The organism is Streptomyces sp. NPDC048441, assembly GCF_043200235.1.
In the GTDB taxonomy this organism is placed as follows: Bacteria; Actinomycetota; Actinomycetes; order Streptomycetales; family Streptomycetaceae; genus Streptomyces.
In genome coordinates, this window is the sequence record NZ_JBICXM010000006.1 from 196,391 (window position 1) to 223,287 (window position 26,897).

The following is a 26,897-nucleotide window of genomic DNA, read 5'->3' on the forward strand; positions in this document are numbered from 1 at the left end:
CCGCGGACTCCCCCGATCCCGGAAACCCGCGGACTCCCCGCGCTACTTCTTCGGCTCGAACGTCCGCGTAAGGGTCTTCCACGTGTCCTTGCGCTCGCCGCTGCCCCACTTGTCGGCCTTGGCCGTGTACATCATTCCGTAGCCCAGATGGTCGTTGACGACGAAGCCACGGTCTATCGACCGGTACTTCGTGCCGCCGTCGACGTACGTGAACTCCCAGTCCGCCGCGTTCCAGCCGCGGAAGCCGACCTTCTCTATCCGGATCCGCTTGTACTGCGACCGGACCATGTACGACTCCTGCTTCTTCCAGTCGCCCACGGGGTCGGACTTGGGAGTGGGAGTCCAGCCGATCAGCAGCTTCTGTCCGTCAGGACCGGTGAAACGCGCGCCCGCCGCGGCCGTGGACTGGTACTTCCACCCCTTGGGCAGGCCCACCGAGAAACCTTGGGAGTGCTTGTACGTCGACTCGGCACCGTCATCCGGCTTCTTACCGCTGTCATCGCCGCTGTCGCCGCTGTCGTCGCCACTCCCGGTCGGGTCCTTGCCGTCGCCCGAGCCCGGACTCGCCCCTGAACCCGATCCCGGGTCCGAGTCGCCCTCGCCCTTCTCGGCGCCCGTGCCCTTGTCATTGCCCTTCTCGCCGCCCCCCGCGCTCGCCCCGCTGGACGCGGCCTTGTCGCCACCGCTCTTGTTGTCCTGCGCACCGCCGTCGCCCCCGCCGTTCAACGCGAGAGCAAGGACGGTCCCGAGCACCGCGAGCGCGACGACCACCGAGATGATCACGAGCGTGCGCCGCGGCACCACATCGGTGAGCGAGGCCTTCGTGGAAGCGGCCTTGCCGGGCGCACGCGGCGGCATCGCGGGAACGGACGGAGTACTCGAACCCTCAGCCGACCCAGCCGACCCAGCCGCCCCGCCCGCAACAGCCGGACTCTCCGCCACCGCCCCCGAAGCGGCACCAGCATCAGCCCCAGCACCAGCCCCGGAAGCAGCCGTCCCCGCCCCGGCACCCGTACCCGTACCCCGCGCTGTAGCGGCAGCGGTAGCCGTCGCCGCCGCCTTCCGCACCGACCGGAGCGCACCCTTCAGCCGCTCAGCGGCTTCCTCGCCCTTCCGGCTGCCGGAACGCGTCTCCGGCGGCACCGGAGGCAGCGGCACGACCTTCGTCGCGTCGGCCGGCTCCGGGTCGTCCTTGACCTCGGGCGCGTGAATCACGTCGAGCAGGAGCGCCCGCGCCCCCGTGTCATCGAGCCGCTGGTCGGGGTCCTTGGCGAGCAGGCCGTAGATGACCTTCTCCAACGGCCCCGCGTTCACCGGCTGCTCGACGTCCTCGGTCATCACCGCGGTCAGGGTCGCGATCGCCGAGCCCTTGTCGTACGGAGGAACGCCCTCCACCGCCGCGTACAACAACCCGCCCAGCGACCAGAGGTCGGCCGCGGGACCGGGCTTGTGCCCGCGCGCCCGCTCCGGCGAGATGTATGAGGGCGCGCCGACGAGCATGCCGGTGGACGTGATCGACGGGTCGCCCTCGACCTGTGCGATACCGAAGTCCGTGAGGACGACCCGCCCGTCCTCGGCGATCAGCACGTTCGACGGCTTCACGTCGCGGTGCAGAATTCCCTCGCGGTGTGCGGACCGCAGCACATCGAGCACCGCGAGACCGACCTCGGCCGCGCGCCTCGGCGTGAGCAGCCCGTCCTCGCGCAGGGCCTCGGCGAGCGACTTGCCCTCGACGAGTTCCATCACGATCCACGGCCGGTCGTCCTCGTCGACCACGTCGTACACGGTCACCGCACTGGTGTTGCGGATCCGCGCGATCGCCTTCGCCTCACGCAACGTTCGCGTGATGAGCCGCCGCTTCTCGTCCTCGTCGATGCTCGAGGGAAAGCGCAGCTCCTTCACCGCGACCGTACGGCCGAGTGTCTCGTCCTTGGCACGCCAGACGGTGCCCATTCCGCCGCGGCCGAGCACTTCCCCCAGCCGGTAGCGCCCGGAGAGGAGACGTTCGCTCTTGTCCTGACGGGACTCACCCGTCTGCTCCGCGTCCGACATGCGTCCCCTCTGCTGCTACCTCTGCTACCTGCGCAACCCGCCCTGACAGAGCCTTCATTGTCCCTCATTCAGGGACTGGTCCATGCCCAGGGTCCAACGTCCCTCATGACGGGCTCCGCACAAGGAGGGATCACCATGCCCATTTCACAAACACTGCTGGCCATCCCCCTTGCGGCGTCCCTCATCGGTGTGACTTCCGCCAGCGCGCCGCCGCCCCCGGCACCGGCCACGGACGTCACTCTTCCGCTGCTCGCCACCCGGGGCAAGGCCCCCACCGCCGGACCGGAAGCATCACGAAGACGTTCATCGCCCATGCCGTAGCGGCCCTCGGCGGCGCGGGTCACAACGGCCGCACCGCCGGAAGCCATGTGCGCACCACCGCCACCGCACCGCCGCCACCGCACCACCGCCACCGCACCACCGCCACCCGCGACAGCGACCGCGTCCTCACGTTCCGGGTCAACACGGACGAGATAGCCGAGACGCCCGACCCGGACATCGAACCGGCCCTCCTGACGGCCGAGTTCCGCCTATAGCCGGCGGAGCATCAGAGCGGCACGATGTCCGGCGCCCCCAGCCTCGCCGCGTCCGCCGTCAGGTCATCCGGCTGCCGCTGCGACTCCCGCTCAGCCTCCACCCGCTTCTCGTAGTGCTGCACCTCCCGCTCCACCTGGTCCTTGTCCCAACCGAGCACCGGCGCCATCAACTCCGCGCACAACCGCGCGCTGCGCGTGCCCCGGTCGAACGTCTCGATCGAGATGCGCGTGCGCCGGGTCAGCACGTCGTCCAGGTGCCGGGCCCCCTCGTGCGACGCGGCATAGACGATCTCGGCGCGCAGATAGTCGTCCGCGGCGGGCAGCGGCTCACCGAGCGCTGGATCGGCCGTGACGAGTTCGAGGACTTCCTCGGCCAGCGAGCCGTACCGGTTCAACAGGTGCTCCACGCGCACCACGTGCAGCCCGGTGCGGGCGGCGATCCTGGCGCGCGCGTTCCACAGCGCCCTGTACCCCTCGGCGCCGACCAGCGGGATGTCCTCCGTGACACAGTCGGCGACCCGCTGGTCGAGGCCGTGCACCGCCTCGTCCACCGCGTCCTTCGCCATCACCCGGTACGTCGTGTACTTGCCGCCCGCGATGACCACGAGGCCTGGCGCCGGATGCGCCACCGTGTGCTCACGCGACAGTTTGCTCGTGGCGTCCGACTCTCCGGCGAGCAGCGGCCTCAGGCCTGCGTATACCCCCTGCACGTCGTCGCGTGAGAGGGGCACTCCGAGCACCGAGTTCACATGCTCGAGGAGATAGTCGATATCGGCGCTCGACGCCGCCGGATGCGCCTTGTCCAGGTCCCACTCGGTGTCGGTCGTCCCCACGATCCAGTGGCGGCCCCACGGAATGACGAAGAGGACACTCTTCTCCGTCCGCAGGATCAGACCGGTCGTCGAGTTGATCCGGTCCTTGGGCACGACCAGATGGATGCCCTTGGACGCCCTGACGTGGAACTGCCCCCTCTCCCCCACCATCGCCTGGGTGTCGTCGGTCCACACACCGGTGGCATTGACCACCTGTTTGGCCCTGACCTCGTACTCCCCGCCGCCCTCGACGTCCTGCACGCGGGCGCCGACGACGCGCTCTCCCTCCCGCAGGAAGCCCGTCACCCGCGCCCGGTTGGCGACCTTCGCGCCGTACGCCGACGCGGTGCGCACCAGGGTCGCCACATAGCGGGCGTCGTCCATCTGCGCGTCGTAGTACTGCATGGCCCCGACCAGCGCGTCCTTCTTCAGACACGGGGCGACACGCAGGGCATGACGCCGGGTCAGGTGGCGGTGCATGGGCAGGCCTCGGCCATGGCCCCGTGACATCGACATCGCGTCGTACAACGCGACACCCGAACCGGCATAGATCCGCTCCCATCCCTTGTGCTGCAAGGGATAGAGGAACGGCACCGGCTTCACGAGGTGCGGGGCGAGCCGCTCCAGGAGCAGCCCGCGCTCCTTCAGCGCCTCGCGCACCAGCGCGAAGTCGAGCATCTCCAGATAGCGCAGGCCGCCGTGGATCAGCTTGCTCGACCGGCTCGACGTGCCCGACGCCCAGTCCCGCGCCTCGACCAGGCCCGTGGACAGTCCGCGGGTCACAGCGTCGAGTGCGGTGCCCGCACCGACCACTCCCGCGCCCACGACCAGGACATCCAGCTCCCGCTCGGCCATTCCCGCAAGTGACTCGGCACGCTCCGCCGGCCCCAAGGTCGCTGTCCTCACCGCTGCCTCCCGTTGATTGTCGGGTGTGGTCGCGCTCACATCATGCCCAGATTCTGGTCAGGTCCGCTGAGTTCGACCGCCGCCTGTGGACAACTCGCGGCCAACACTCCGACGTCCGGCACAGCACAATGCCGCATAACGGTCATATTTACTCCTAGTCTGACATTGCGCTGGTCCACCTTGTCCACAGGGCTTGCGCGCTCGTCCCGCTCCGGCTATTGGGAGGACGGCCCACCGCCATGCCCGCAGATCTCGCCGTCATCGGCCTCGGCCACCTCGGCCTGCCCCTGGCCCAGGCCGCCGTCTCCGGCGGCATCGCCACCGTCGGCTACGACCCCGTCCGCGCCGTAGACCTCGCAGGCGGCCGGCTGCCCTGCGACGGCGCCGAGGGAACCCTCACCGCCGCCGATGTCCGCCGGATGCTCTCGAGGGGATTCAGGCCCACCACCGATCCGGTCGAGCTCGGCCGGGTCCGCACCGCCGTCATCTGCGCCCCCACTCCTCCGGCGGCGGACCGGTCGCTCGACCTGAGCCAGGTGGCGGACGCCGCCCACGCCCTGGCCGCACGGCTGCGCCCGCACACCACGGTCATCCTCGAGTCACCCGCGTACCCCGGAACCACGGAGGAATTCCTCCGCCCCATCCTCGAACAGGGCTCAGGGCTGCGCGCGGGCCGCGACTTCCACCTCGCGTACTCCCCCGGCCGCCTCGACCCGGGCAACCGCAGCCACGGCTACGCGGGCACCCCCAAGGTCATCGGCGGCCTCACCCCCGCCTGCACCGAATCGGCCGCCGCCTTCTACGGCCGCCTCACCGACAAGGTCGTACGCGCGCGTGGCCCACGCGAGGCCGAGACCGTGCACCTCCTCGAGACCAACTACCGGCACGTGAACATGGCCCTGGTCAATGAGATGGCCGTGCTCTGCCACGACCTGAGCATCGACCTGTGGGACGTCATCCGCTGCGCGGAGACCAAGCCCTTCGGTTTCCAGGCCTTCCGCCCCGGCCCCGGGGTGGGCGGCCACGGCGTCCCCCTGGACATCCCGGGCCCCGGCCGCGGCGCCCGCCCCCTGCGCATGGTCGAACTGGCCCAGCAGGTCAACGACCGTATGCCCCAGTACGTGATCCAGCGCTCTGCGACCCTGCTCAACGAACACGGCAAGTCGGCCCGCGGCGCCCGCGTCCTGCTCCTCGGCGTCACCTACAAGCCCGACCTCGCCGACCAGCAGGGCGCCCCCGCCCAGGAGGTCGCGACGCGCCTGATGGAGATGGGCGCCGCCGTCAGCTATCACGACCCCTACGTGCCGAACTGGAGCGTGCTCGGGCATCCCGTCCCCCGCGCGGACTCCCTCTACGAAGCCGCGGCCGACGCCGACCTCACGATCCTGCTCCAGCACCACCGCACGTACGACCTGCAAGGTCTCGCCGTGAAGGCCCAACTGCTCCTCGACACCAGGGGCGCCACCCCGGCGGGCGCCGCCCACCGCCTCTGACCACCGCCTCTGGCACGCAAGAAGGGCCCCGGTACGAAACCGGGGCCCTCCGTAGGACTGCGTCCAGAAACCGAACCGTCAGCGCTTGTGCTGCGAATCCGCGACCGTCACCTCGACGCGCTGGAACTCCTTGAGCTCGCTGTAGCCCGTCGTGGCCATCGCCCGGCGCAGCGCCCCGAAGAAGTTCATCGAGCCGTCCGGGATGTGCGAGGGACCGGTGAGGATCTCCTCCGTCGTACCGACCACACCGAGGTCGACGGCCTTGCCGCGCGGCACGTCCTCGTGGACGGCCTCCATGCCCCAGTGGTGCCCCTTGCCGGGCGCGTCCGTGGCGCGGGCCAGCGGCGAGCCCATCATCACCGAGTCGGCGCCGCAGGCGATGGCCTTGGGCAGGTCGCCGGACCAGCCCACGCCACCGTCGGCGATGACGTGCACGTACCGGCCGCCGGACTCGTCCATGTAGTCACGGCGGGCGGCCGCGACATCCGCGACGGCGGTGGCCATCGGCACCTGGATGCCCAGGACGTTGCGCGTGGTGTGCGCGGCGCCGCCGCCGAAGCCGACGAGGACACCGGCAGCGCCGGTGCGCATCAGGTGCAGCGCGGCGGTGTAGGTGGCGCAGCCGCCCACGATCACCGGCACGTCGAGCTCGTAGATGAACTGCTTGAGGTTGAGCGGCTCCGCGGCACCGGAGACGTGCTCGGCGGAGACGGTGGTCCCACGGATGACGAAGATGTCGACACCGGCGTCCACGACGGCCTTGGAGAACTCGGCGGTGCGCTGCGGGGAGAGCGCGGCGGCGGTGACGACGCCCGAGTCGCGCACCTCCTTGATGCGCTGCCCGATCAGCTCTTCCTTGATGGGCGCCGCGTAGATCTCCTGGAGGCGACGGGTCGCGGTCTCCGAGTCGAGCTCCGCGATCTCGTCGAGCAGCGGCTGCGGGTCCTCGTACCGCGTCCACAGGCCCTCGAGGTTCAGTACGCCGAGGCCACCCAGCTCACCGATGCGGATCGCGGTCTGCGGCGAGACGACCGAGTCCATGGGCGCCGCCAGGAAGGGCAGCTCGAAGCGGTAGGCGTCGATCTGCCAGGCGATCGAGACCTCCTTCGGGTCGCGCGTACGACGGCTCGGTACGACGGCGATGTCGTCGAAGGCGTACGCCCGGCGGCCGCGCTTGCCGCGCCCGATCTCGATCTCAGTCACGTGGGTGGCCTTTCAGCTTTCTTCGGCACTTCGGTACTTCTTCGGCACTTCTGCACTTCTCGGCACTTCTGCACTCGCTCTGCCGCTCCAGTATCCCCGACGCGCGCAAAGGGGGCGGACCCGGGAATCCGGTCCGCCCCCCACGCGCGCGTGCGCTGCGATTTCGGTCAGCGCTTGTTCGTGTAGTTCGGCGCCTCGACCGTCATCTGGATGTCGTGCGGGTGGCTCTCCTTGAGGCCCGCCGATGTGATCCGTACGAAACGGCCGTTCCGCTGGAGCTCGGGCACCGTCTGGCCGCCTACGTAGAACATCGACTGACGCAGACCGCCGATCAGCTGGTGCACGACCGCGGAGAGCGGACCGCGGTAGGGCACCTGCCCCTCGATGCCCTCGGGGACGAGCTTCTCGTCGGAGGCGACACCCTCTTGGAAATAGCGGTCCTTGGAGAAGGACTTGCGGTCGCCGCGGGTCTGCATCGCACCGAGCGAACCCATGCCGCGGTACGACTTGAACTGCTTGCCGTTGATGAAGAGCAGCTCTCCGGGGGACTCCTCGCAGCCGGCGAGCAGCGAGCCCAGCATGACCGTGTCCGCACCGGCGACGAGCGCCTTGGCGATGTCGCCCGAGTACTGAAGGCCACCGTCGCCGATGACCGGGACACCGGCCTCCTTGGCGGCGAGCGACGCTTCGTAGATTGCCGTTACCTGCGGTACGCCGATACCGGCGACGACGCGCGTCGTACAGATGGAGCCCGGTCCGACGCCGACCTTGATGCCGTCGACACCGGCGTCGATGAGGGACTTGGCGCCGTCACGGGTGGCGATGTTGCCGCCGATGACGTCCACGCCCGAGGCGTTGGACTTGATCTTGGCGACCATGTCTCCGACCATGCGGGAGTGGCCGTGCGCGGTGTCGACGACGATGAAGTCGGCGCCCGCCTCGATGAGGGCCTGGGCACGGTCGAAGGAGTCGCCCGCGACGCCGACGGCCGCGCCCACCAGGAGGCGGCCTTCCTTGTCCTTGGCGGCGCTCGGGTACTTCTCGGCCTTGACGAAGTCCTTGACCGTGATGAGGCCCTTGAGGACGCCGCTGTCGTCGACGAGCGGAAGCTTCTCGATCTTGTGGCGGCGCAGCAGCTCCATGGCGTCCACACCGGAGATGCCGACCTTGCCGGTGACCAGCGGCATCGGCGTCATGACCTCGCGCACCTGACGGCTGCGGTCCGACTCGAAGGCCATGTCACGGTTGGTGACGATGCCGAGCAGCTTGCCCGCCGGGTCGGTGACCGGGACGCCGCTGATGCGGAACTTGGCGCAGATCGCGTCGGCCTCGCCGAGCGTCGCGTCCGGATGCACCGTGATCGGGTCGGTGACCATGCCGGACTCGGAGCGCTTCACGAGGTCGACCTGGTTGGCCTGGTCCGCGATGGAGAGGTTGCGGTGCAGCACGCCGACGCCGCCCTGCCGCGCCATGGCGATCGCCATGCGGGCCTCGGTGACCTTGTCCATCGCCGCGGACAGCAGCGGGACGTTCACGCGCACGTTCTTCGAGATGAGCGAGGAAGTGTCGATCTGGTCCGGCGCCATGTCCGACGCGCCGGGCAGCAGCAGCACGTCGTCGTAGGTCAGCCCGAGCGTCGCGAATTTCTCGGGCACTCCGTCGACGTTTGCAGTCATGACACCTTCCCCATGGCCTTGATCGGTGCGGACGTCCATGCTAACGGGAACTGGAGGTGTCTCATTCCACGATCAAGATCATCGATCAGATTTGTACGTTCATACGTCACCGATGGCCACCGATGACCTTCGAAAGTGGGCACGGCAGCGATCATCGACCGGCCACTGAAACCTCTACTGCTCGGCCAGCGCCCGCAAACGACTCAACGCGCGGTGCTGCGCCACCCGCACAGCGCCCGGGGACATCCCCAGCATCTGCCCGGTCTCCTCGGCCGTGAGCCCGACCGCGATCCTCAGGAGCAGCAGCTCGCGCTGGTTCTGCGGAAGGTTGGCCATGAGCTTCTTGGCCCACGCGGCATCGCTGCTGAGCAGCGCGCGCTCCTCGGGACCCAGCGAGTCGTCGGGCCGCTCCGGCATCTCGTCCGACGGCACCGCCGTGGAACCGGGGTGGCGCATCGCGGCGCGCTGCAGGTCGGCGACCTTGTGTGCGGCGATAGCGAAGACAAACGCTTCGAACGGGCGCCCCGTGTCCTTGTAGCGCGGCAGCGCGAGGAGAACGGCGACGCACACTTCCTGCGCCAGGTCCTCCACGAAATGCCGTGCGTCACCGGGCAGTCGGGAGAGCCGAGTGCGGCAGTAGCGCAGCGCCAGGGGGTGCACATGGGCCAGGAGGTCGTGCGTGGCCTGCTCATCGCCCTCGACCGCGCGAAGGACGAGGGCACCGATCACCGTCGTCTTGTCATCGCGCATCGGTCCATGGTGCCTTGGCGCCGATTGATCCGCGGCACCACGTCCATAGTTGTGCACCGAAGCGTTATGAGCAGGTGCGCCGGAACTCATCTCCTGCGCCCTCCCCTCCCGCTCGACCGACCTGTCCCCGAGGAACTCCACACCTCAAGGATGCGGCATCGGCGGCGAAGCAACAGCAACCGCTCCCGCGAAGGGGAGCAACGGGCATCCGTCGCCCCGCCCACCACATGGCGGGCGGGGAGCGCCGTGCCCGCACGGCGGCACACCTATCGGACCAGGCCCCAGCGGAAACCGAGCGCCACGGCGTGCGCGCGGTCCGAGGCGCCGAGCTTCTTGAACAACCGCCTGGCGTGGGTCTTGACCGTGTCCTCGGAGAGAAAAAGCTCACGTCCGATCTCGGCGTTCGACCGGCCGTGGCTCATGCCCTCGAGCACCTGGATCTCGCGCGCGGTGAGTGTCGGCGCCGCGCCCATCTCGGCCGAACGCAGTCTGCGCGGAGCGAGCCGCCACGTCGGATCGGCGAGCGCCTGGGTGACGGTCGCGCGCAGTTCGGCGCGCGAGGCGTCCTTGTGCAGATAGCCGCGGGCACCGGCGGCGACCGCGAGCGCGACACCGTCCAGATCCTCGGCGACCGTGAGCATGATGATGCGCGCACCGGGGTCGGCGGACAGGAGCCGCCGGACCGTCTCCACACCACCCAGACCGGGCATGCGTACGTCCATCAAAATCAAGTCCGAGCGGTCGGCGCCCCAGCGGCGGAGGACTTCCTCGCCGTTGGCCGCTGTCGTCACACGCTCGACGCCGGGCACGGTCGCGACCGCGCGGCGGAGCGCCTCTCGGGCAAGCGGGGAGTCGTCGCAGACGAGGACGGATGTCATGACTGTCCTCCGCGGCTCTCACAGCTGCTGCGCGTCACCTTGAGCCTCCAGGCTGGTACTTATTCGTCACCTGCGCGGTTGACGCTCTCGGACATCTGCCCGAGCGCTTGTTCTTTCAACCGCCTCCGCACTCTCAACGACGGTCACCCGAAAGAGTTACGGGGCGGCCAGCCACCTTCGGCACTCTACGTGAGGGCGCGGACACAGAGCAGAGAGCGCGGGAGACCCTCAACCTTTCATCACAACCGATGCCCCATTTAGCCGCCTTCCTTCCCTTTTAGTGGTGTCTGTGGCTAGATTTTCCTATGAGTCATATTTTCATCTCCTTAGACAGTAGATGTACGGTCATGGGCACCGTATCCGCGCAGAACGGCTACCAGGAGACAAGCAATGGCAGATTTCTCCCGCCTTCCCGGACCGAACGCAGATCTGTGGGACTGGCAGCTCCTTGCGGCCTGCCGCGGGGTCGACAGCTCGCTCTTCTTTCACCCGGAGGGTGAGCGGGGCGCGGCACGCAGCGCGCGTGAGAACTCCGCCAAGGAGGTCTGTATGCGGTGCCCGGTGCGTGCGGAGTGCGCCGCTCACGCCCTCGCGGTACGGGAGCCGTACGGCGTCTGGGGCGGACTTACCGAGGACGAGCGCGAGGAACTCATGGGCCGCGCCCGCAACCGCCTCGTCACGACGTCGGCACCCGCGGCCGCGACATCGGCCTCGAGCGGCGGCATGATCTCGCGGCCGTGAAGGAACGTTTCTTCGACTATTCGGCTCTTCGGCCGCGCCTCGGTGCTCTTCGGTCGCGCCTGGGCGCTCTGCGGCGCGGTCAGCGCCGCGCGGCCCGCGCGAGGTGGTCGAGCGTGGCGGCCACCGCGGGTACCTGCGCCAGGTCCGGCAGGGTGAGCGCGACGATCTCGCGCTGCACGGCAGGCTCCACCGTCACTGTGCGTGCACCTTTGGGGCGTACGGACTCGATGGCGAGCTCGGGGAGGACCGCGACCCCCAGGCCCGCGCCGACCAGGCCGATGACCGCCGGATAGTCGTCGGTCGCGAAATCGATGCGGGGCACGAATCCCGCCCCTTCGCAGACCTCGACCAGCTGCCTACGACAGCGCGGACAGCCCGCGATCCACGGCTCGTCGGCGAGTTCCCCGATGGCGACCGACTCCGCCTTGGCGAGCCGGTGCCCTTCGGGGACGAGACCGACGAGCCGGTCCGCGAGAAGGGGGCGTACGACCAGGTCGTCCCACTCCTCGGCGGCGGACGCGCCGTCATAGCGGAAGGCGAGCGCGACATCGCAGTCGCCCTCGCGCAGCATCTCGACCGAGCGCGGCGGTTCGGCGTCCACGAGGGAGACCCGGGTGCCGGGGTGCGCCGCGCGCAGGGCGGCGAGCGCGCTCGGCACCAGCGTCGAACTGCCGCTGGGGAAGGAGACCAGGCGGACCCGGCCCGCCCGCAGGCCCGCGATGGCGGCGACCTCCTCCTCGGCGGCGGTGAGACCGGCCAGGATCCCCGTGGCGTGCCGGACCAGGGCCTCGCCTGCCTGCGTCAGGCGCATCTCACGCCCGGTGCGGATGAGCAGCGGCGTACCGGCGGAAGCTTCGAGCGCCTTCATCTGCTGGCTGACGGCGGGCTGGGTGCAGCCGAGCTCGCGCGCCGCGGCGGAGAAGGATCCGGTGGTGGCGACCGCACGGAGAACGCGGAGATGACGGGCCTCGATCATGGATCAAGCATAAGTGACACTTGGGGCGATCGCCCAATAATGCGTCGACGCTTTGAGTGAGGAGGCCTAGCCTTCTGTCATGACCGTCATGAAGCTTCTCTCTGTGAATCTGGGCCGGTTCAAGGCCGTGGAATACACCGACGCTCCCGCGGGCGGCACCGGCATCGACAAACAGCCCACCGATGGGGCCGTACGGGTGACGGCTCCCGGTGCGAAGGGCGTCGCGGGGAGTGGTCTCGCCGGGGACGAGGTCTGCGATCTGCGGCACCACGGCGGGAACGACCAGGCGGTGTACGCCTTCGCCCGCGAGGACCTCGACGAGTGGGAGCGCCTGCTCGGGCGCCCGCTGGCCAACGGCTCCTTCGGCGAGAACCTCACGACGTCCGGGCTCGACGTGACCGGAGCGAAGATCGGCGAGCGCTGGCGCGTCGGCCCCGATCTGCTGCTCGAGGTGACGTCGGGCCGCATTCCCTGTCGCACGTTCCAGGGCCATCTCGGCGAGAAGGGCTGGGTCAAGCGTTTCACGCAGCACGGCGCTCCCGGCGCCTATCTGCGGGTGATCGAGCCGGGTGAGATCAGGGGCGGGGACACGATCGAGGTCGTGCACCGGCCGGGGCACGAGATCACCGTCGCCCTCCAGTTCCGGGCGGTCACGACGGAGAAGACGCTGCTGCCGAGCCTGCTGGCCGCCGGTGACGCGCTCCATTCCGAGTTGATCGAGACGGCTCGGAAGTACGTGGAGAAGTACGGCTCGCAGACTTCGTAACTGATCGCAGAGTTCGTAACTGATGGCAGGACATGGCGACTTGGGCATGGCCCGCCGCGAATCCCCTGGCAGGGCAGGCCGGGAGGGCGTCCGGGGCACACCGCGGTCACCGGATCTCACTAACCTTGGCCCATGACTACGGCTCTGATTACGGGATCGACCGCCGGTATCGGCGCGGCCTTCGCCCGGCGGCTCGCCGGTGACGGCCACAACCTGGTCCTGGTGGCACGGAACACCGAGCGACTGCGGGAGCAGGCGACCGAACTGCACGACCGGCACGGCATCGAGGCGGAGGTCCTGACCGCGGACCTCGCGACGGACGACGGGATCAATGCCGTCGAGAAGCGGCTCGCGGACCGCAGGAGCCCGGTCGACCTCCTGGTGAACAACGCCGGGTTCGGCAACAAGGGCCAGTACCTGGAAGTGTCGATCGAGGACGAGCTGACGATGCTCAAGGTGCACTGCGAGGCAGTGCTCCGGCTGACGTCGGCGGCGACGGAGTCGATGCGGGAGCGGGGCCGCGGAGGTGTCGTCAACGTCGCCTCGGTGGCGGCGTTCGTGCCGCGCGGTACGTATGGCGCGTCGAAGGCGTGGGTCGTGCAGTTCACGCAGGGAGCCGCGAAGGATCTGGCCGGATCCGGGGTGCGGTTGATGGCCCTGTGCCCCGGCTTCGTACGGACCGAGTTCCATGAGCGCGCCGGAATGGGGACGTCGAACATCCCCAAGTGGATGTGGCTCGACGCCGACAAGCTGGTCGCCGCCGCGCTGGCCGACCTGGCACGGGGCAAGACCCTGTCCATCCCGGACACGCGGTACAAGGCACTGATGGGCGTGGTGAAGGTGACGCCGAGGGCACTCCTGGGCGGGGTGACTTCACGGACGGGCAGGAAGTACGGCCCGCAGTAGACAAGTCCAGAGGAGCGCCCCGTAAGGGGCGCGGGGAACTGCGCGACCAGCCGAGACGGTCCGCACCCGAGAACCCACCGAGGCCCGGCGCCCCCAAGCAGGGGGCACCGGGCCTCAGTTCAGCTCAGCGGAGCAGGTCAGTGAGAGTGACCGTGCCCGTGACCGGCGTCAGCCTCTTCCTCGGCCGGCTTCTCGACGACCAGGGTCTCGGTCGTGAGGAGCAGCGAGGCGATGGACGCGGCGTTCTCCAGCGCGGAGCGCGTCACCTTGACCGGGTCGATGACGCCGGCCTTGACCAGGTCGCCGTACTCACCGGTCGCGGCGTTGAAGCCGAAGCCCTTGTCGAGCTCGGCGACCTTCGAGGTGATGACGTAGCCCTCGAGGCCCGCGTTCTCGGCGATCCAGCGCAGCGGCTCGACGGCGGCGCGGCGGACGACGGCGACACCGGTGGCCTCGTCGCCCTCCTTGCCGAGGGAGTCCTTGAGGACCTTGACGGCGTGCACCAGAGCGGAGCCACCACCGGAGACGATGCCCTCCTCGACCGCGGCGCGGGTCGCGGAGATGGCGTCCTCCAGACGGTGCTTCTTCTCCTTGAGCTCGACCTCGGTCGCGGCGCCGACCTTGATCACGCAGACGCCGCCGGCCAGCTTCGCGAGGCGCTCCTGGAGCTTCTCGCGGTCCCAGTCGGAGTCCGTGGACTCGATCTCGGCCTTGATCTGGTTGACGCGGCCCGCGACCTCCGAGGAGTCGCCGCCACCGTCGACGACGGTGGTGTCGTCCTTGGTGACGGTCACGCGGCGGGCGGTGCCGAGCACGTCGAGACCGACCTGGTCGAGCTTGAGGCCGACCTCTTCGGCGATGACGGTGGCGCCGGTGAGGGTCGCGAGGTCACCGAGCATGGCCTTGCGGCGGTCGCCGAAGCCGGGGGCCTTCACCGCGACGGCGTTGAAGGTGCCGCGGATCTTGTTCACGACCAGGGTCGACAGGGCCTCGCCCTCGACGTCCTCGGCGATGATCAGGAGCGGCTTCGAGGCGTTGGTCTGGATGACCTTCTCGAGCAGCGGGAGCAGGTCCTGGATGGAGGAGATCTTGCCCTGGTGGATGAGGATGTACGGGTCGTCGAGGACGGCCTCCATACGCTCCTGGTCGGACACCATGTACGGCGACAGGTAGCCCTTGTCGAAGGCCATGCCCTCGGTGAAGTCCAGCTCAAGGCCGAAGGTGTTGGACTCCTCGACGGTGATGACACCGTCCTTGCCGACCTTGTCCATCGCCTCGGCGATGAGCTCGCCGACCTGCGGGTCCTGGGCGGACAGACCGGCGACGGCCGCGATGTCGGCCTTGTCGTCGATCGGGCGCGCGGTGGCGAGGAGCTCCTCGGACACGGCCTTGACGGCGGCGTCGATGCCCTTCTTCAGGGCGGCCGGGGAAGCGCCGGCGGCTACGTTGCGCAGGCCTTCCTTGACCAGGGCCTGGGCGAGAACGGTCGCGGTGGTGGTGCCGTCACCCGCGATGTCGTTGGTCTTGGTCGCCACCTCCTTGACGAGCTGCGCGCCAAGGTTCTCGTACGGGTCGTCGAGCTCGACCTCGCGGGCGATCGTGACACCGTCGTTGGTGATGGTGGGGGCGCCGAACTTCTTGTCGATGACGACGTTGCGGCCGCGGGGGCCGATCGTCACCTTGACCGTGTCGGCAAGCTTGTTGACGCCGCGCTCGAGGGCGCGACGGGCGTCCTCGTCGAACTTCAGGATCTTCGCCATGGGAGCGGTTCAGCCCTCTCGAAACTCGGGTTTAACGAGATGCGCCCCTCGCCGCCCGGCAATCAGCGGGGTGACCAGGGGCGCAGCTCAAAAGCAAAACTGGTGAAGCGGGTGAATTACTTCTCGACGATCGCGAGCACGTCGCGAGCCGAGAGGACGAGGTACTCGTCGCCGTTGTACTTCACCTCGGTGCCGCCGTACTTGCTGTACAGCACGACGTCGCCGACCTTGACGTCGAGCGGCAGGCGCTCGCCGTTCTCGAAGCGGCCCGGCCCCACGGCGAGGACAGCACCCTCCTGGGGCTTCTCCTTCGCGGTGTCCGGAATGACCAGGCCGGAGGCCGTGGTCTGCTCGGCGTCGAGCGGCTGGACCACAATGCGGTCCTCGAGCGGCTTAATGGCAACCTTGGAGCTGGTGGTCGTCACGATCCGGTCTCCCCCTTCGGAGATCTACGGGGTTAACAGTCTGGGGTGGCGACCAGGTGGATCCGTCGTCGCGGGTGCCGGACCTGCCCGTCGCTATTGGCACTCTCCAGTGGTGAGTGCCAGGGTCGACACTAGGACGGGGATTAGCACTCGGTCAAGCGGAGTGCCAATTCGCTGACGCGGGTCTTAGCCGGGTGGGGTGCTGTACGGAGGGGCTTGGCGCCCCTCGGGGCAACGTTTCCCCGGGGTGGGGGGTTCCGTCTCCGTTGCCTCGTACCGCTGCTTTTCCGGCGGGCCCGCGGGTGGGGCTGTGCCCACCCTTCCCCAAGGTCTCGGCTCCGCTCCACCAGGGGAGGCCCCACTCGCCTTGCGGAACGCCTGCCCACAGCCAGGGGCAGTCGAAGGCCCCGGCTTTCTCTGGGGGACCTTTTCCGCCGCCTTTCTGCCCAAGCGCTCGATCGGGTCCACCGACTGTGCGCACCCGGAGAGCAGTGCGGGCGCGAGCACGCCTGCCGCGAGAGCCCCGACAAGAAACCGCCGCACCCGCGCCCGCCCGGTCACAGGTAGTCCTCCAGCCTGGCCACCGCGTACCCCTTGTCGGTGACCGTCTTCATGACCTTGCGGACCATGTCGGGCATCGTGCCCTTCCAGTCCTCGCGCCCCCGGAAGTGCGTGAGGATGATGTCGCCGGGATGCAGGTCCCGGTCCCACTCGCGCCACTCCATGTGGTCGGTGAAGGCCTCGGACGCCCACAGCGGCACCGCCTTGACGCCGCAGGACTTGGCGGCGCGCAGGGTGTCCACGTTGTAGTTGCCGTACGGCGGGCGGAAGAGCTCGGGCCGTTTGCCGTAGTGCTTCTGGATGGTGTTCTGCATACCGCAGATCTCGCGACGCTGCCCCTCGTACGAAAGCCCCGGCAGGTAGCGGTGGTTGAGGGTGTGGTTGTTCAGCGAGACGCCGCGCGACTGCATCTTCTTGAAGTAGCCGTAGTCCTCCTTGACCAGGTAGTCACTGAGGAACGCGGTGTACGGGATCTTCAGCTCGCTCATCATCTTCAGCAGCGCCGGGTCCTTCTCGGCGCCGTCGTCGATGGTCAGGAAGACGATCTTCTTCTTGGTCGGGACGGTCGTGAAGACGGGCGGCAGGCTCGCCTGGCCCGTGACCTCGAACCCCTTGCGGGTGGTGATCCGCGGCTTCTTCGCGGGGGCGGCGGGTGCGCTGAGCGGGGTCTTCGCCAGACCCCAGCGTTTCGCGGCGGCTGCGCGGGCGACCTGGGCGACGCGGAGTTTCTGGGCGTAGGAGTCGAGGGCGCGGGCGGGCGGTGCCTCCAGGTGCTGCTGGCCGGGGGCGGGCTGCACACCGCCGTCGGACCCCGAGGCGCAGCCGGAGGCGATCGCGGCGACGGCGAGGACGGCCACCCCGGCCCGCACCCGTCCTCTCACCCGGCCCCGCACCCGCCCCCTCACCCGACTCCGCGCCGGGACCAACCCCGGACCCTTCCGTCTCGCCCTGAATTTGTCGTTTTGTCGTACTAGTTGCATGGCGCCGGATCTTTGCAGCTCACGGCCCTGCGGACGGCCCGACACCGCCGCCGGGCGCACACCGTCCACCGACTGGCCCACAATGGGCCGGGTGAACGACCTCGACCGCGCCTCGACCGCCCTGGCCTCCTTCTCCGCGCTGCTCACCGCCGAAGGCCGGTCCCTGCTCGACATCGACGAGGTGCGGGAGGCCGATCCGGCGCGGGAACTGGCCGTCGCCACCCGCCTGCGCCGCGAGCACCCGGCGGACCTTGTCACGGCGGTGCTCGCGCAGGCGCGGCTGCGGCGGCGTGCGGTGGCGAAGTTCGGCGCCGAGGACGCCGGCCGGATGTTCTTCACGCCGAACGGCGTCGAACAGGCGACGCGTACGAGCGTGGCCGTCCATCGCGCCGAGAGCTTCAAGGCCCTTGGCGTACGCAGTGTGGCCGACCTCTGCTGTGGCATCGGCGGCGACGCGATCGCCCTCGCCCGTGCCGGGATCGCCGTCCTGGCCGTCGACCGCGACCCGCTGACCTGCGCGGTGGCTCGCGCGAACGCCGACGCGCTGGGACTCGCCGAGTTGATCGAGGTGCGCGAGGCCGATGTCACCGAGGTGGACACAGCCGCGTACGACGCCGTCTTCGTGGACCCTGCGCGGCGTGGCGGCCGGGGCCGCATCTTCGACCCCGAGGCCTACTCCCCGCCCCTTTCCTGGGCAGTCCAGGCCGCCCGCAAGGCCCCGCACGCGGCGCTGAAGATCGCTCCCGGCATTCCGCACGAGGCGGTTCCCGCCGAGGCCGCGGCGGAGTGGATCTCGGACGGCGGCGATGTGAAGGAGGCCGTGCTGTGGTTCGGCACGGACACCCCGTCATCGCACCGCGCGACGCTGCTGCCCTCGGGCGCCTCCCTGTGGTCCTCGCTCGACGCGATGCTGCCGGACCCGCAGGTGCGAGCGGTGGGGCGCTACCTCTACGAGCCGGACGGGGCCGTCATCCGCGCGCATCTGGTGGCGGAGGTGGCCTCGCGGGTCGAGGGCGGACTGATCGACGAGACGATCGCGTACGTCACGTCCGACGCGCTGCACGAGACGCCGTACGCGGTGGCGTACGAGATCACGGACCAACTCCCCTTCGGGGTGAAGAAGCTGAAGGCGCTGCTGCGGGAGCGGGGTGTCGGCGTCCTGACGGTGAAGAAGCGAGGCTCGGCGGTGGAACCGGAGGAACTCCGCCGGAAGGTGAAGCCGCAGGGCAAGAACTCAGCCACCGTGTTCCTCACGCGGGTGGCCGGCGCCCCGACGATGCTGATCGGGCACCCGGCGGCGGGGTGACCGCCACGGGGCTCCGCCCCGAACCCCGCTCCTCAAACGCCGGAGCGGCTAGCTCTCCCACCTACCCGCCCGATCACCCCGCAGCGCCTCCGCCCGCCCCAGCAGCAACTCCCGCTCCCGCGCATTCCCCGCAAGCCCCGCCGCCCGCTCGAACTCCGCCCGCGCCTCCGCCCGCCGCCCCAGGCGGGCCAGCAGATCCCCCCGCACACTCGGCAGCAAGTGGTAACCCCGCAGGGAAGGTTCCGCCGCGAGCGCGTCCACCAGGGGCAATGCCTCCGCCGGGCCGGAGGCCATCGACACCGCGACCGCGCGGTTCAGCTCGACCACCGGGGACGGAGTGCGGGCCGCGAGCAGGGCGTAGAGGGCTGCGATCTGCCGCCAGTCGGTCTCCCCGTACGTATGCGCATGGGCGTGACAGGCCGCGATCGCGGCCTGTAGCGCGTAGGGGCCTGCCGCCCCCGTGGACACCTCCTGCGCCCGCTCCAGAGCGGCGAAGCCCCGCCGGATCAGCGGCCGGTTCCAGCGGGCCCGGTTCTGGTCCTTGAGCAGGACCGGTTCGCCGGACGGGCCCGTCCGCGCCGCCGCGCGCGAAGCCTGGAGCTCCAGCAGCGCCGCAAGGCCGTGCACTTCGGGTTCCTTGGGCATCAGGCCCGCGAGCACCCGGGCCAGCCTCAGCGCGTCCTCGCACAACGCGGGGCGCAGCCAGTCGTCCCCCGCGGTAGCGGCGTACCCCTCGTTGAAGATGAGGTAGATGACCCCGAGGACGGACCCGAGGCGGGCCTCCCGGTCCGGGCCGTACGGGACTTCGAAGACGACGCCCTTCGCGGCGAGGGTCCGCTTCGCCCGCACGATCCGCTGCGCCACCGTCGCCTCCGGCGCGAGCACCGCGCGCGCGATCTCCGCGGTGGTCAGACCGCCGAGCAGCCGCAGGGTCAGCGCGACGCGGGCCTCGGCGGAGAGCACCGGGTGGCAGGCGGTGAAGACGAGGCGGAGGAGGTCGTCGTCGATGTCGTCGGGGTCCGCCGGTTCGTCCATGACGTGCGGCGGCGCGGACTCCAGGTCCCGGCCGACCTCCGCCAGCTTGCGCGCGTAGCGCTCCCGGCGGCGCACCAGGTCGACGGCACGGTTCCTGGCGGTGGCCATGAGCCAGGCGCCCGGGTTGTCGGGGACGCCCGCATCCGGCCACTGTTCGAGGGCCGCGACCAAGGCGTCCTGCGCCAGCTCCTCGGCGATGCCGACGTCCCGCACGATCCGCGCGACGCCGGCGATGATGCGCGGCGACTCCATGCGGAAGACGGTCTCGACGGTGTCCGACGACGTACGGCAGCGGGGGTGCTCCGGCGGTTGGCTCACGGCCACCCATCAGAGCACCCCACCGCGGACGCCGCAAAGGCTCAGGCCAGGGTCGGGTTCCCCCTCAGCCCTCCCCGATCTCCCGCACCTCCACGGTGATCGTCCAGTACTCCTCGTGGGTCTTCAGGAACCGCTTGGTCCACTCGATCGCCTCGGCACTGTCCTTGGCCTGCATGATCGAGTAACCGCCGATGACCTCCTTGGTCTCGGTGAACGGACCGTCGGTGACGGACAGTTCACCCTTCTCCCAGGTGACGCGAGCGCCCTCGGCGGTCGGCCGGAGGCCCGCGTTGTCGAGCATCACCCCGGCCTTGGTCATCTCCTCGAACAGCACGCCCATGCGCTCCTGCAGTTCGAGGCTCGGACCACCCTCGTCGGGCATGTCGTTCTCGTTGATACGGATCATCGTCAGGTAGCGCGGCACGGTGCTCTCCCATCGGGTGGTGGCGGGGCTTCTTCCCGCCTCTCACCCATGCGTCGAACGGGAGACGCCCGGATCGACATCGTCGCCCAGATTCTTCGAAGAATCTTTCCGGTCATACGTCTGTGCAGGTCGCAGCCGTGCTGGCGCACGATGCAGCACCGCCGTCGCCAGCGCGGCCGCGACCAGCAGCGCCGCAGCGACCCCGAACGCCATCGCGTACCCGTCCGCGAGCGCGCCAGGACTCCGGCGCTCCCCCGTGACGCCCGACGCCACCGTGACCAGGACCGCGAGCCCCAGCGAGCCGCCCAGCTGGCGTGAGCTGTTGAGCAGCCCCGACGCCATGCCGGTCTCCTCGGCGGCGACACCTGACGTCGCCGCCGAGCCCAGCGGCACGAAGCACATGCCGATGCCGACGCTCGCGACCAGCGAGGGCCCCACGACGGACCCCAGGAAGGTGCCGCCTGGCCCGACCGCGAGGGCGAACCACCCGAACCCGGCCGCCCCGAGGAGCCCGCCGGTCACCAGGAGCGCCCGCTCCCCGAACCGCCCGGCCTTCCGCGCCGAGATCACCGACCCGGCGACGACGCCCGCGCAGAACGGCAGGAACGCCGCCCCCGCCCGCGTCGATCCGTACGACATGACCTCCTGGAGGTAGAGCGAGGTGAAGTAGAAGGCGGCGAACTGCCCCGATGACATCAGCAGCGCGAACGCGTTCGCGGAGAGCACGGGCCTGTTCCTGAGCAGGCCGAGCCGGAGCAGCGGCTCCCGCTTGCGGGATTCGACGACGGCGAACGCGACAAGGAGCCCCGCCGCCGCACCGAGCGTGCCCAGGGTCGTGCCGGACCCCCATGCGTACGTCTCCGTGCGCACGAGCCCGAGGACGAGCACCGCCATCCCCGCGGTGACGAGGAGCGCCCCCACCACGTCGAGGCGCGGCGCGGGCCCGGTGCGCCGGTCGGCGGGCACGCCCCGCCGCGAGAGGGCGAGGGCGCCGAGCACCACGGGGACGTTGACCAGCATCACCGAGCGCCAGCCCGCCACGTCCGTGAGCAGCCCGCCCGCCATCACCCCGACCGCAGCACCGAGCGCGCCCGCCGCACCCCAGAGTCCGAGCGCCTTTGAACGCGCGGGCCCCGCCGCGTAGTTGACGGTGATCAGCGCGAGGGCGACCGGTGCGAGCGCCGCCGCCCCCACGCCCTGCACGGCCCGCGCCGCGACCAACTGCCCCGGTGTCTGCGCGAGCCCGCCCGCCAGGCTGGCGACGCCGAAGACGGCGAACCCGGCGATCAGGGTGCGCCGCCGCCCCGCCAGGTCGGCGAGGCGGCCGCCCAGCATGAGGAGGCCGCCGAAGGCGAGCGCGTAGGCGTTGACGACCCAGAGCAGCGAATCGGCACCGAAGCCGAGGTCGTCGCCGATGTCGGGCAGCGCGATGTTGACGACGGACATGTCGAGGGAGACCAGGAACTGCACGGTGAGCAGCACCGGGAGCAGCCAACGGGTCTGTGAGGGCGGGGAGTCAGCAGTGGAGTCAGTGGTGGAGTCAGTGGTATTCACCATGCCCACGCACATTACTATACGCGTATAGAAAATACAGCGGAGAGCACCACCCACCCGCCGCGGGCGCGACAATGAGCCACGTGGAAGCAGAGAAGGCAGAGCCAGCACCAGCGCCAGAGCCAGAAACAGCGAAATCAGGCGGCGAGAAGAAGAAGCGCGGCCGCCCCAGCCGCATCGACCTCGACACGATCGTCGACGTCGCGCGCCGCATCCTCCAGGAGGAGGGCGTGGCCGCCCTGAGCATGCGCCGGGTCGCCAAGGAGGTCGGCACGACCCCCATGGCGCTCTACCACCACGTACACGACAAGGACGAGCTCCTGATGCTCACCCTGTCAGGGACGGCCGACTCGACCCCGCGCCCCGAGCTCCCCGACGATCCGCGCGACCGGCTGCTCGCGGTCTCCCTGCACATGCACGACACGCTGGCGCGGATGCCGTGGGTGGTCGAGGTACTGAGCCTCGGCGACCTCACCGACAAGGGCGCCCTGTGGATGGTCGAGGAGATCATCGGCTGCGGCATCGCCTGCGGGCTCACCCAGGCCCAGGCCGTCGCGGCCTACCGCACCATCTGGCACTGCGTCTACGGCGACCTGGTCTTCCGGCAGGCGATGGCCCGCCGCTCCGCGGAACCGGACCGCAAGCGCCACTTCCCCGGCATGATCACGGAGGCGGACGCCACCGACCTGCCCCACATGACAGCGCTCGCCGACCGCTGGCTGGAACTGACCGAGGCCTACGACGTGTCCGAGCAGCTGGGCGCGGTCATCGACGGGCTCCTGGGCCGGGCGCGACGCCCCTGAACCACCCCCGGCCGGTACGGGGAGTCAGTCCAGGCCCACCGACTCGAACCGCCACCTGTGCACCGCCCGCATCACCAACTCCGGTGCGGGCTCCGGCAGTTCGGGCAGGTCAGCGTCGTACGCGGCGTCCCACCAGGTCAGGACGAGCACCCGGTCCTGCGGGGCGCAGAAGCTCTCCCGCCGGACCGGCTCCCCGTCGAGCACCTGCGCCCGCGCCCAGGCGAGCAGTTCATCGCCCCGCCCCTCGGCGGCACGGGCCTCCCACATCAGCGCGACGGTCATGAGTAGAGATTGTCCTTGCTGACCTCGTGCACATGATCGTGGTCGTGATCGCTCGTATGCGCGTGCCCCGGAACGTGCGGCTCCGTAACCGGCAGCGAAGAGTCCGCCGAAAGATCCCAGTCGGACGCCGACCGGTTCCGCGCCACCATCTCCGCGCCGAGAGCCGCCACCATCGCGCCGTTGTCCGTGCACAGCTTCGGCCGCGGCACCCGGAGCCGGATCCCGGCCGCCTCGCAGCGCTCCTGGGCGAGGGCCCGAAGCCGCGTGTTGGCGGCGACACCGCCGCCGATCATGAGGTGGTCCACGCCCTCGTCCTTGCAGGCCCGTACGGCCTTGCGGGTCAGCACGTCGACGACCGCCTCCTGGAAGGACGCCGCCACATCACGTACGGGAATGTCCTCGCCGGCGGCCCGCTTCGCCTCGATCCAGCGGGCGACGGACGTCTTCAGGCCGGAGAAGGAGAAGTCGTACGCGGCGTCGCGCGGCCCGGTGAGGCCGCGCGGGAAGGTGATCGCGTTCGGGTCGCCCTCCTTCGCGTACCGGTCGATGACGGGACCGCCCGGGAAGCCCAGGTTGAGTACCCGTGCGATCTTGTCGAAGGCCTCGCCCGCCGCGTCGTCGATCGTCGCGCCCAGCGGTCGTACGTCCGATGTGATGTCGGAGGAGAGCAGCAGCGAGGAGTGGCCGCCGGAGACGAGCAGCGCCATCGTCGGCTCGGGCAGCGTGCCGTGCTCCAGCTGGTCGACGCAGATGTGCGAGGCCAGGTGGTTCACTCCATAGAGCGGTTTGCCGAGCGCGTACGCGTATGTCTTGGCCGCCGATACGCCCACGAGCAGCGCGCCCGCGAGACCGGGCCCCGCGGTCACCGCGATGCCGTCGAGGTCCCTCGCCGTCACCCCCGCTTCCTTCAGGGCGCGCTCGATGGTCGGCACCATCGCCTCCAGGTGTGCCCGCGACGCGACCTCGGGCACGACACCGCCGAAGCGCGCGTGCTCGTCGACGCTGGAGGCGACGGCGTCCGCGAGCAGGGTGGTGCCACGGACGATGCCGACGCCGGTCTCGTCGCAGGAGGTCTCGATCCCGAGGACGAGAGGTTGGTCGCGCGAGTCAGCCATGGGTGTCGGTTCCTTGTACGGAGGTTGAGGGGTCGGTCAGGCGCATCACCAGGGCGTCCACGTTGCCCGGCTGGTAGTAGCCGCGCCGGAAGCCGATGGGCTCGAAGCCGAAGCGCTCGTACAGCTTCTGCGCCCGCTTGTTGTCGACCCGCACTTCGAGCAGGACCTCGGAGCACTCGAAGGCGGTCGCCGCACCCAGCAGATCGGTGAGGAGCAGGGAGCCGAGCCCCGTGCTCCAGTGGCTCGGGGCCACCGCGATGGTCTGTACGTCGGCCTGGTCACCGGCCGATGCGAGACCCGCGTACCCGACGAGACGGTCCCCGTCCGTCGCCACCACGTAGCGGCGGGTGGCCAGCGGCCCGCGCGCATGGGCGAGCTCGGACCAGAACATGCCGCGCGACCAGGCGTCGTCCGGGAAGAGTTCCTTCTCGAGGACGAAGACGGGCTCGATGTCCCACCAGCGCATCTCGCGCAGGACAGCTGTCGTCACGGATGTCACTTGGGGGTGACCACCTTGTAGTTCTTGGGGACCTGAGCGTCAGGACGGCGGAGGTACAGCGGCCGGGGGGCCGGCAGTTCCTCGCCCGCGGCCAGCTTCTCAGCGGCGAGCGAGGCGAGCGAGCCCGCCGAGACGTACTCGGGCGCACGGGCGTCGGGGAAGGTCTCGGGGTAGAGCACCGCGCCCGCGCCGACGGCCGGCAGGCCCGCCACCTCGTCCGCGATGTCGGCGGGGCGGTCCACTGCGGCCTCGGTGAGGCGGGTGCGCGGGTCCGCGTACCGCGCCCAGTAGACCTCCTTGCGCCGCGCGTCCGTGGCGACGACGAAGGGGCCGCTCTCGATGCCGGACTCATACGCGAGGCCGTCGAGCGTGCACACCCCGTGCACCGGCACACCGAGCGCGAGGCCGAAGGTGTCGGCGGTCATCAGGCCGACGCGCAGGCCCGTGTAGGGGCCGGGGCCGATGCCGACCACGATGCCGGTCACGGCATCGAGTCTCAGCCCGGCGTCGGAGAGCACCCGGTCGACGGCGGGAAGCAGCAGCTCGCCATGGCGGCGGGCGTCCACCTGACTGGAGGCTGCGACGACGGTCGAGCCGTCGTGCAGCGCGACGGTGACGGCGGGAGTGGCGGTATCCAGAGCGAGCAAGAGCACGCGAATAGCCTACGGCTCCGGCGCACGGCGCACGGCCGACCCGGGATGCCGCACACCTGCTGCTAACGTCACCCCATAGCCGTACGGAGTACGAAGAGGGTGGCGCAGGTGTCAAGGAGCAGCTCGGGAATCGTGGCCGGGCTCACCGCCGCCGCGGTCGCCGCGGTCGGCTTCCTCGCTTACCAGGCCTCGGCCAGCGCGCCGGACGACCTGGGCAAGAAGCCGGACACGTCCCCTTCGGCGTCGGCGTCGCGCTCCCCCAAGGACAAGGCCCACCGGACGGCGCTCCCGGCGCGGTCCGGTGCGGGCGAGCGGGTCGTCTACTCCGTGGGCGACGACCGCGTGTGGCTCGTCGCGGGCTCCGGCAAGACGCGGCGCACCTTCAAGGTCACGCCGAGCACGGTGGACCCGGTGCCGGGGACGTACGCCGTCACCTCGCGCTCGGGGAAGGTCACCGGTACGGACGGGGTGGCGATCGAGCACGTCGTGCGCTTCGCGACCGTGGACGGCATCGCGATCGGCTTCAGCGCGGCGATGGACGGCTCGACGCCGAAGCCGGACCCGGACAAGAAGACCGGCGGTATCCGCGAGTCGCGCAAGGACGGCAACGCGATGTGGGAGTTCGCGACGATCAGCAAGAAGGTCGTCGTCGTTCCGTAGGGACTTCCGGGTCCGCGTGCCGGCGTGGCGGTGTCGACACCGCGCTCGCCGCCGCGCAGGACGCCAGCAGATCGCTCATCGAGATCCCCGATGGCCCCGAAAGACCGTGCGGCCGCGGCTGTGGGTCACGTTCTGAAGCCGACATGGATGCCTCCTGGGGCTCCGGGGGCAGACGTGGTTAGGTAGACCTAACCAGTACTGGCATCCATGTGACCACGCGCGACGCACGCCGCGCAACATCTTGCCGACGACTTGTCGGAACGTTCAGTGGAACGTACGAGGCCGTTGAAGACCTTGGCGGCCGTACGAGGCTCAGGCGGACAGCAGTGTCAGGTCCGCGTCCGTCCACCGCGCCCCGACCCCGGTCAGCGTCACTTCCCGCACCTCGTCCGTCGTGTCGCCGACGGCGCGGTCGATGACGACACGCAGGCGGTCGTCCGAGAGCTCCTCGACCTTGCCGTCGCCCCACTCCACGACGATCACCGATTCGGGCAGCGAGACATCGAGGTCCAGGTCCTCCATCTCGTCGAGCCCGCCGCCCAGGCGGTACGCGTCCACGTGCACCAGGGGCGGGCCGTCGGAGAGTGACGGGTGGACGCGGGCGATGACGAAGGTCGGGGACGTGACCGCGCCGCGGACGCCGAGGCCGTCGCCCAGGCCGCGGGCCAGTGTCGTCTTGCCCGCGCCGAGCTCACCGGTGAGCATCACGAGGTCGCCGGGGCGCAGCATTTTCGCCAGGCGGCGGCCCAACTCACCCATCTGCTCAGGGGAGTTGACGGTGATGCCGAGGGAGTTCACAGGGGCCGGATCGTACGGTGCTTCCATAC

At 70.0% G+C, this 26,897-nt stretch carries 27 protein-coding genes; 9 read left to right on the plus strand and 18 right to left on the minus strand.

The window, feature by feature from the left end; all coding sequences use genetic code 11:
* Nucleotides 1-42: 42 nt before the first annotated feature.
* On the minus strand, nt 43-2,052 hold the full coding sequence (locus ACGFSB_RS17050; RefSeq protein ID WP_393399460.1) for a serine/threonine-protein kinase: 2,010 nt from the start codon (nt 2,050-2,052) through the stop codon (nt 43-45).
* A gap of 135 nt (nt 2,053-2,187) precedes the next feature.
* Between ACGFSB_RS17050 and ACGFSB_RS17055 the strand changes: the two genes are divergently transcribed.
* Both ACGFSB_RS17055 and ACGFSB_RS17060 read left to right on the plus strand, forming a co-directional pair.
* Nucleotides 2,188-2,373: a hypothetical protein gene (locus ACGFSB_RS17055; RefSeq protein WP_393399463.1), complete on the plus strand. Its 186-nt coding sequence runs from the start codon at nt 2,188-2,190 to the stop codon at nt 2,371-2,373.
* Between the two features lie 47 nt (nt 2,374-2,420).
* A complete protein-coding gene (locus ACGFSB_RS17060) occupies nt 2,421-2,588 on the plus strand; it encodes a hypothetical protein (RefSeq protein WP_393399465.1) in 168 nt (55 codons plus the stop codon).
* A gap of 11 nt (nt 2,589-2,599) precedes the next feature.
* Here the strand turns inward: ACGFSB_RS17060 and ACGFSB_RS17065 are convergent, their stop codons facing one another.
* On the minus strand, nt 2,600-4,306 hold the full coding sequence (locus tag ACGFSB_RS17065) for a glycerol-3-phosphate dehydrogenase/oxidase (RefSeq protein WP_393399466.1): 1,707 nt from the start codon (nt 4,304-4,306) through the stop codon (nt 2,600-2,602).
* Between the two features lie 239 nt (nt 4,307-4,545).
* Between ACGFSB_RS17065 and ACGFSB_RS17070 the strand changes: the two genes are divergently transcribed.
* Nucleotides 4,546-5,799, plus strand: coding sequence for a nucleotide sugar dehydrogenase (locus tag ACGFSB_RS17070; RefSeq protein WP_393399467.1), 1,254 nt, complete (start codon nt 4,546-4,548; stop codon nt 5,797-5,799).
* A 78-nt stretch (nt 5,800-5,877) separates the two neighbouring features.
* On the opposite strand, the gene ACGFSB_RS17075 is transcribed toward ACGFSB_RS17070, so the two are convergent.
* From ACGFSB_RS17075 to ACGFSB_RS17090, 4 genes are all read right to left on the minus strand, one after another.
* A complete protein-coding gene (locus ACGFSB_RS17075) occupies nt 5,878-7,002 on the minus strand; it encodes a GuaB3 family IMP dehydrogenase-related protein (RefSeq protein WP_393399469.1) in 1,125 nt (374 codons plus the stop codon).
* 167 nt (nt 7,003-7,169) lie between these two features.
* Entirely contained in the window at nt 7,170-8,678 is a 1,509-nt protein-coding gene (guaB, locus tag ACGFSB_RS17080; RefSeq protein WP_393399471.1) for an IMP dehydrogenase, read from the minus strand.
* A gap of 174 nt (nt 8,679-8,852) precedes the next feature.
* Nucleotides 8,853-9,428: a sigma-70 family RNA polymerase sigma factor gene (locus tag ACGFSB_RS17085; protein ID WP_393399474.1), complete on the minus strand. Its 576-nt coding sequence runs from the start codon at nt 9,426-9,428 to the stop codon at nt 8,853-8,855.
* Between the two features lie 266 nt (nt 9,429-9,694).
* Complete coding sequence (locus tag ACGFSB_RS17090) at nt 9,695-10,306, minus strand: response regulator transcription factor (RefSeq protein WP_003948568.1); 612 nt, start codon at nt 10,304-10,306, stop codon at nt 9,695-9,697.
* A 390-nt stretch (nt 10,307-10,696) separates the two neighbouring features.
* Between ACGFSB_RS17090 and ACGFSB_RS17095 the strand changes: the two genes are divergently transcribed.
* Nucleotides 10,697-11,047 (plus strand): WhiB family transcriptional regulator, encoded by a 351-nt coding sequence (locus tag ACGFSB_RS17095; protein ID WP_393399476.1) that lies wholly within the window; start codon nt 10,697-10,699, stop codon nt 11,045-11,047.
* 79 nt (nt 11,048-11,126) lie between these two features.
* On the opposite strand, the gene ACGFSB_RS17100 is transcribed toward ACGFSB_RS17095, so the two are convergent.
* Entirely contained in the window at nt 11,127-12,023 is an 897-nt protein-coding gene (locus tag ACGFSB_RS17100) for a LysR family transcriptional regulator (protein ID WP_393399478.1), read from the minus strand.
* Between the two features lie 88 nt (nt 12,024-12,111).
* Here ACGFSB_RS17100 and ACGFSB_RS17105 point away from each other — a divergent pair, with 88 nt between their 5' ends.
* Together ACGFSB_RS17105 and ACGFSB_RS17110 are read left to right on the plus strand one after the other, a co-directional pair.
* A complete protein-coding gene (locus tag ACGFSB_RS17105; RefSeq protein WP_393400164.1) occupies nt 12,112-12,789 on the plus strand; it encodes an MOSC domain-containing protein in 678 nt (225 codons plus the stop codon).
* Nucleotides 12,790-12,921: 132 nt separating this feature from the next.
* The gene (locus tag ACGFSB_RS17110; protein WP_393399480.1) at nt 12,922-13,695 is read left to right on the plus strand and encodes an SDR family NAD(P)-dependent oxidoreductase; all 774 of its coding nucleotides are present in this window, start codon (nt 12,922-12,924) and stop codon (nt 13,693-13,695) included.
* A 137-nt stretch (nt 13,696-13,832) separates the two neighbouring features.
* Here ACGFSB_RS17110 and groL read toward each other — a convergent pair whose 3' ends face one another.
* The 3 genes from groL to ACGFSB_RS17125 all read right to left on the minus strand — a co-directional run bounded on the left by groL (nt 13,833) and on the right by ACGFSB_RS17125 (nt 17,421).
* A complete protein-coding gene (gene groL, locus ACGFSB_RS17115; RefSeq protein WP_393399482.1) occupies nt 13,833-15,455 on the minus strand; it encodes a chaperonin GroEL in 1,623 nt (540 codons plus the stop codon).
* A 116-nt stretch (nt 15,456-15,571) separates the two neighbouring features.
* Nucleotides 15,572-15,880, minus strand: a complete 309-nt coding sequence (gene groES / locus ACGFSB_RS17120) for a co-chaperone GroES (RefSeq protein WP_018528412.1) — start codon at nt 15,878-15,880, stop codon at nt 15,572-15,574.
* 557 nt (nt 15,881-16,437) lie between these two features.
* A complete protein-coding gene (locus tag ACGFSB_RS17125) occupies nt 16,438-17,421 on the minus strand; it encodes a polysaccharide deacetylase family protein (RefSeq protein WP_393399485.1) in 984 nt (327 codons plus the stop codon).
* A gap of 82 nt (nt 17,422-17,503) precedes the next feature.
* Here ACGFSB_RS17125 and ACGFSB_RS17130 point away from each other — a divergent pair, with 82 nt between their 5' ends.
* Nucleotides 17,504-18,727, plus strand: coding sequence for a methyltransferase domain-containing protein (locus ACGFSB_RS17130; RefSeq protein ID WP_393400166.1), 1,224 nt, complete (start codon nt 17,504-17,506; stop codon nt 18,725-18,727).
* A gap of 48 nt (nt 18,728-18,775) precedes the next feature.
* Here ACGFSB_RS17130 and ACGFSB_RS17135 read toward each other — a convergent pair whose 3' ends face one another.
* From ACGFSB_RS17135 to ACGFSB_RS17145, 3 genes are all read right to left on the minus strand, one after another.
* Nucleotides 18,776-20,014 (minus strand): RNA polymerase sigma factor, encoded by a 1,239-nt coding sequence (locus tag ACGFSB_RS17135; protein WP_393400168.1) that lies wholly within the window; start codon nt 20,012-20,014, stop codon nt 18,776-18,778.
* 130 nt (nt 20,015-20,144) lie between these two features.
* Nucleotides 20,145-20,504 carry a YciI family protein gene (locus tag ACGFSB_RS17140; protein WP_393399488.1) on the minus strand — a complete coding sequence of 120 codons (360 nt, stop codon included), beginning with the start codon at nt 20,502-20,504 and terminating at the stop codon, nt 20,145-20,147.
* 42 nt (nt 20,505-20,546) lie between these two features.
* The gene (locus ACGFSB_RS17145; protein ID WP_393399491.1) at nt 20,547-22,061 is read right to left on the minus strand and encodes an MFS transporter; all 1,515 of its coding nucleotides are present in this window, start codon (nt 22,059-22,061) and stop codon (nt 20,547-20,549) included.
* Nucleotides 22,062-22,141: 80 nt separating this feature from the next.
* On the opposite strand from ACGFSB_RS17145, the gene ACGFSB_RS17150 reads away from it, so the two are divergent.
* Nucleotides 22,142-22,861, plus strand: a complete 720-nt coding sequence (locus tag ACGFSB_RS17150) for a TetR/AcrR family transcriptional regulator (protein WP_393399493.1) — start codon at nt 22,142-22,144, stop codon at nt 22,859-22,861.
* 24 nt (nt 22,862-22,885) lie between these two features.
* Here the strand turns inward: ACGFSB_RS17150 and ACGFSB_RS17155 are convergent, their stop codons facing one another.
* From ACGFSB_RS17155 to tsaB, 4 genes are read right to left on the minus strand one after another with little or no spacing between them, the layout of a single operon-like run.
* Complete coding sequence (locus tag ACGFSB_RS17155) at nt 22,886-23,143, minus strand: hypothetical protein (RefSeq protein WP_393399495.1); 258 nt, start codon at nt 23,141-23,143, stop codon at nt 22,886-22,888.
* The gene (gene tsaD, locus ACGFSB_RS17160) at nt 23,140-24,258 is read right to left on the minus strand and encodes a tRNA (adenosine(37)-N6)-threonylcarbamoyltransferase complex transferase subunit TsaD (RefSeq protein ID WP_393399497.1); all 1,119 of its coding nucleotides are present in this window, start codon (nt 24,256-24,258) and stop codon (nt 23,140-23,142) included. Before tsaD ends, ACGFSB_RS17155 begins: the two co-directional genes overlap by 4 nt.
* A complete protein-coding gene (gene rimI / locus ACGFSB_RS17165; RefSeq protein ID WP_393400171.1) occupies nt 24,251-24,724 on the minus strand; it encodes a ribosomal protein S18-alanine N-acetyltransferase in 474 nt (157 codons plus the stop codon). Before rimI ends, tsaD begins: the two co-directional genes overlap by 8 nt.
* A gap of 29 nt (nt 24,725-24,753) precedes the next feature.
* Nucleotides 24,754-25,410, minus strand: a complete 657-nt coding sequence (tsaB, locus tag ACGFSB_RS17170; RefSeq protein ID WP_393399499.1) for a tRNA (adenosine(37)-N6)-threonylcarbamoyltransferase complex dimerization subunit type 1 TsaB — start codon at nt 25,408-25,410, stop codon at nt 24,754-24,756.
* A gap of 108 nt (nt 25,411-25,518) precedes the next feature.
* On the opposite strand from tsaB, the gene ACGFSB_RS17175 reads away from it, so the two are divergent.
* A complete protein-coding gene (locus ACGFSB_RS17175; RefSeq protein ID WP_393399501.1) occupies nt 25,519-26,070 on the plus strand; it encodes a hypothetical protein in 552 nt (183 codons plus the stop codon).
* 312 nt (nt 26,071-26,382) lie between these two features.
* Here the strand turns inward: ACGFSB_RS17175 and tsaE are convergent, their stop codons facing one another.
* Nucleotides 26,383-26,895, minus strand: coding sequence for a tRNA (adenosine(37)-N6)-threonylcarbamoyltransferase complex ATPase subunit type 1 TsaE (gene tsaE, locus ACGFSB_RS17180; protein WP_393399503.1), 513 nt, complete (start codon nt 26,893-26,895; stop codon nt 26,383-26,385).
* Nucleotides 26,896-26,897: the final 2 nt, after the last annotated feature.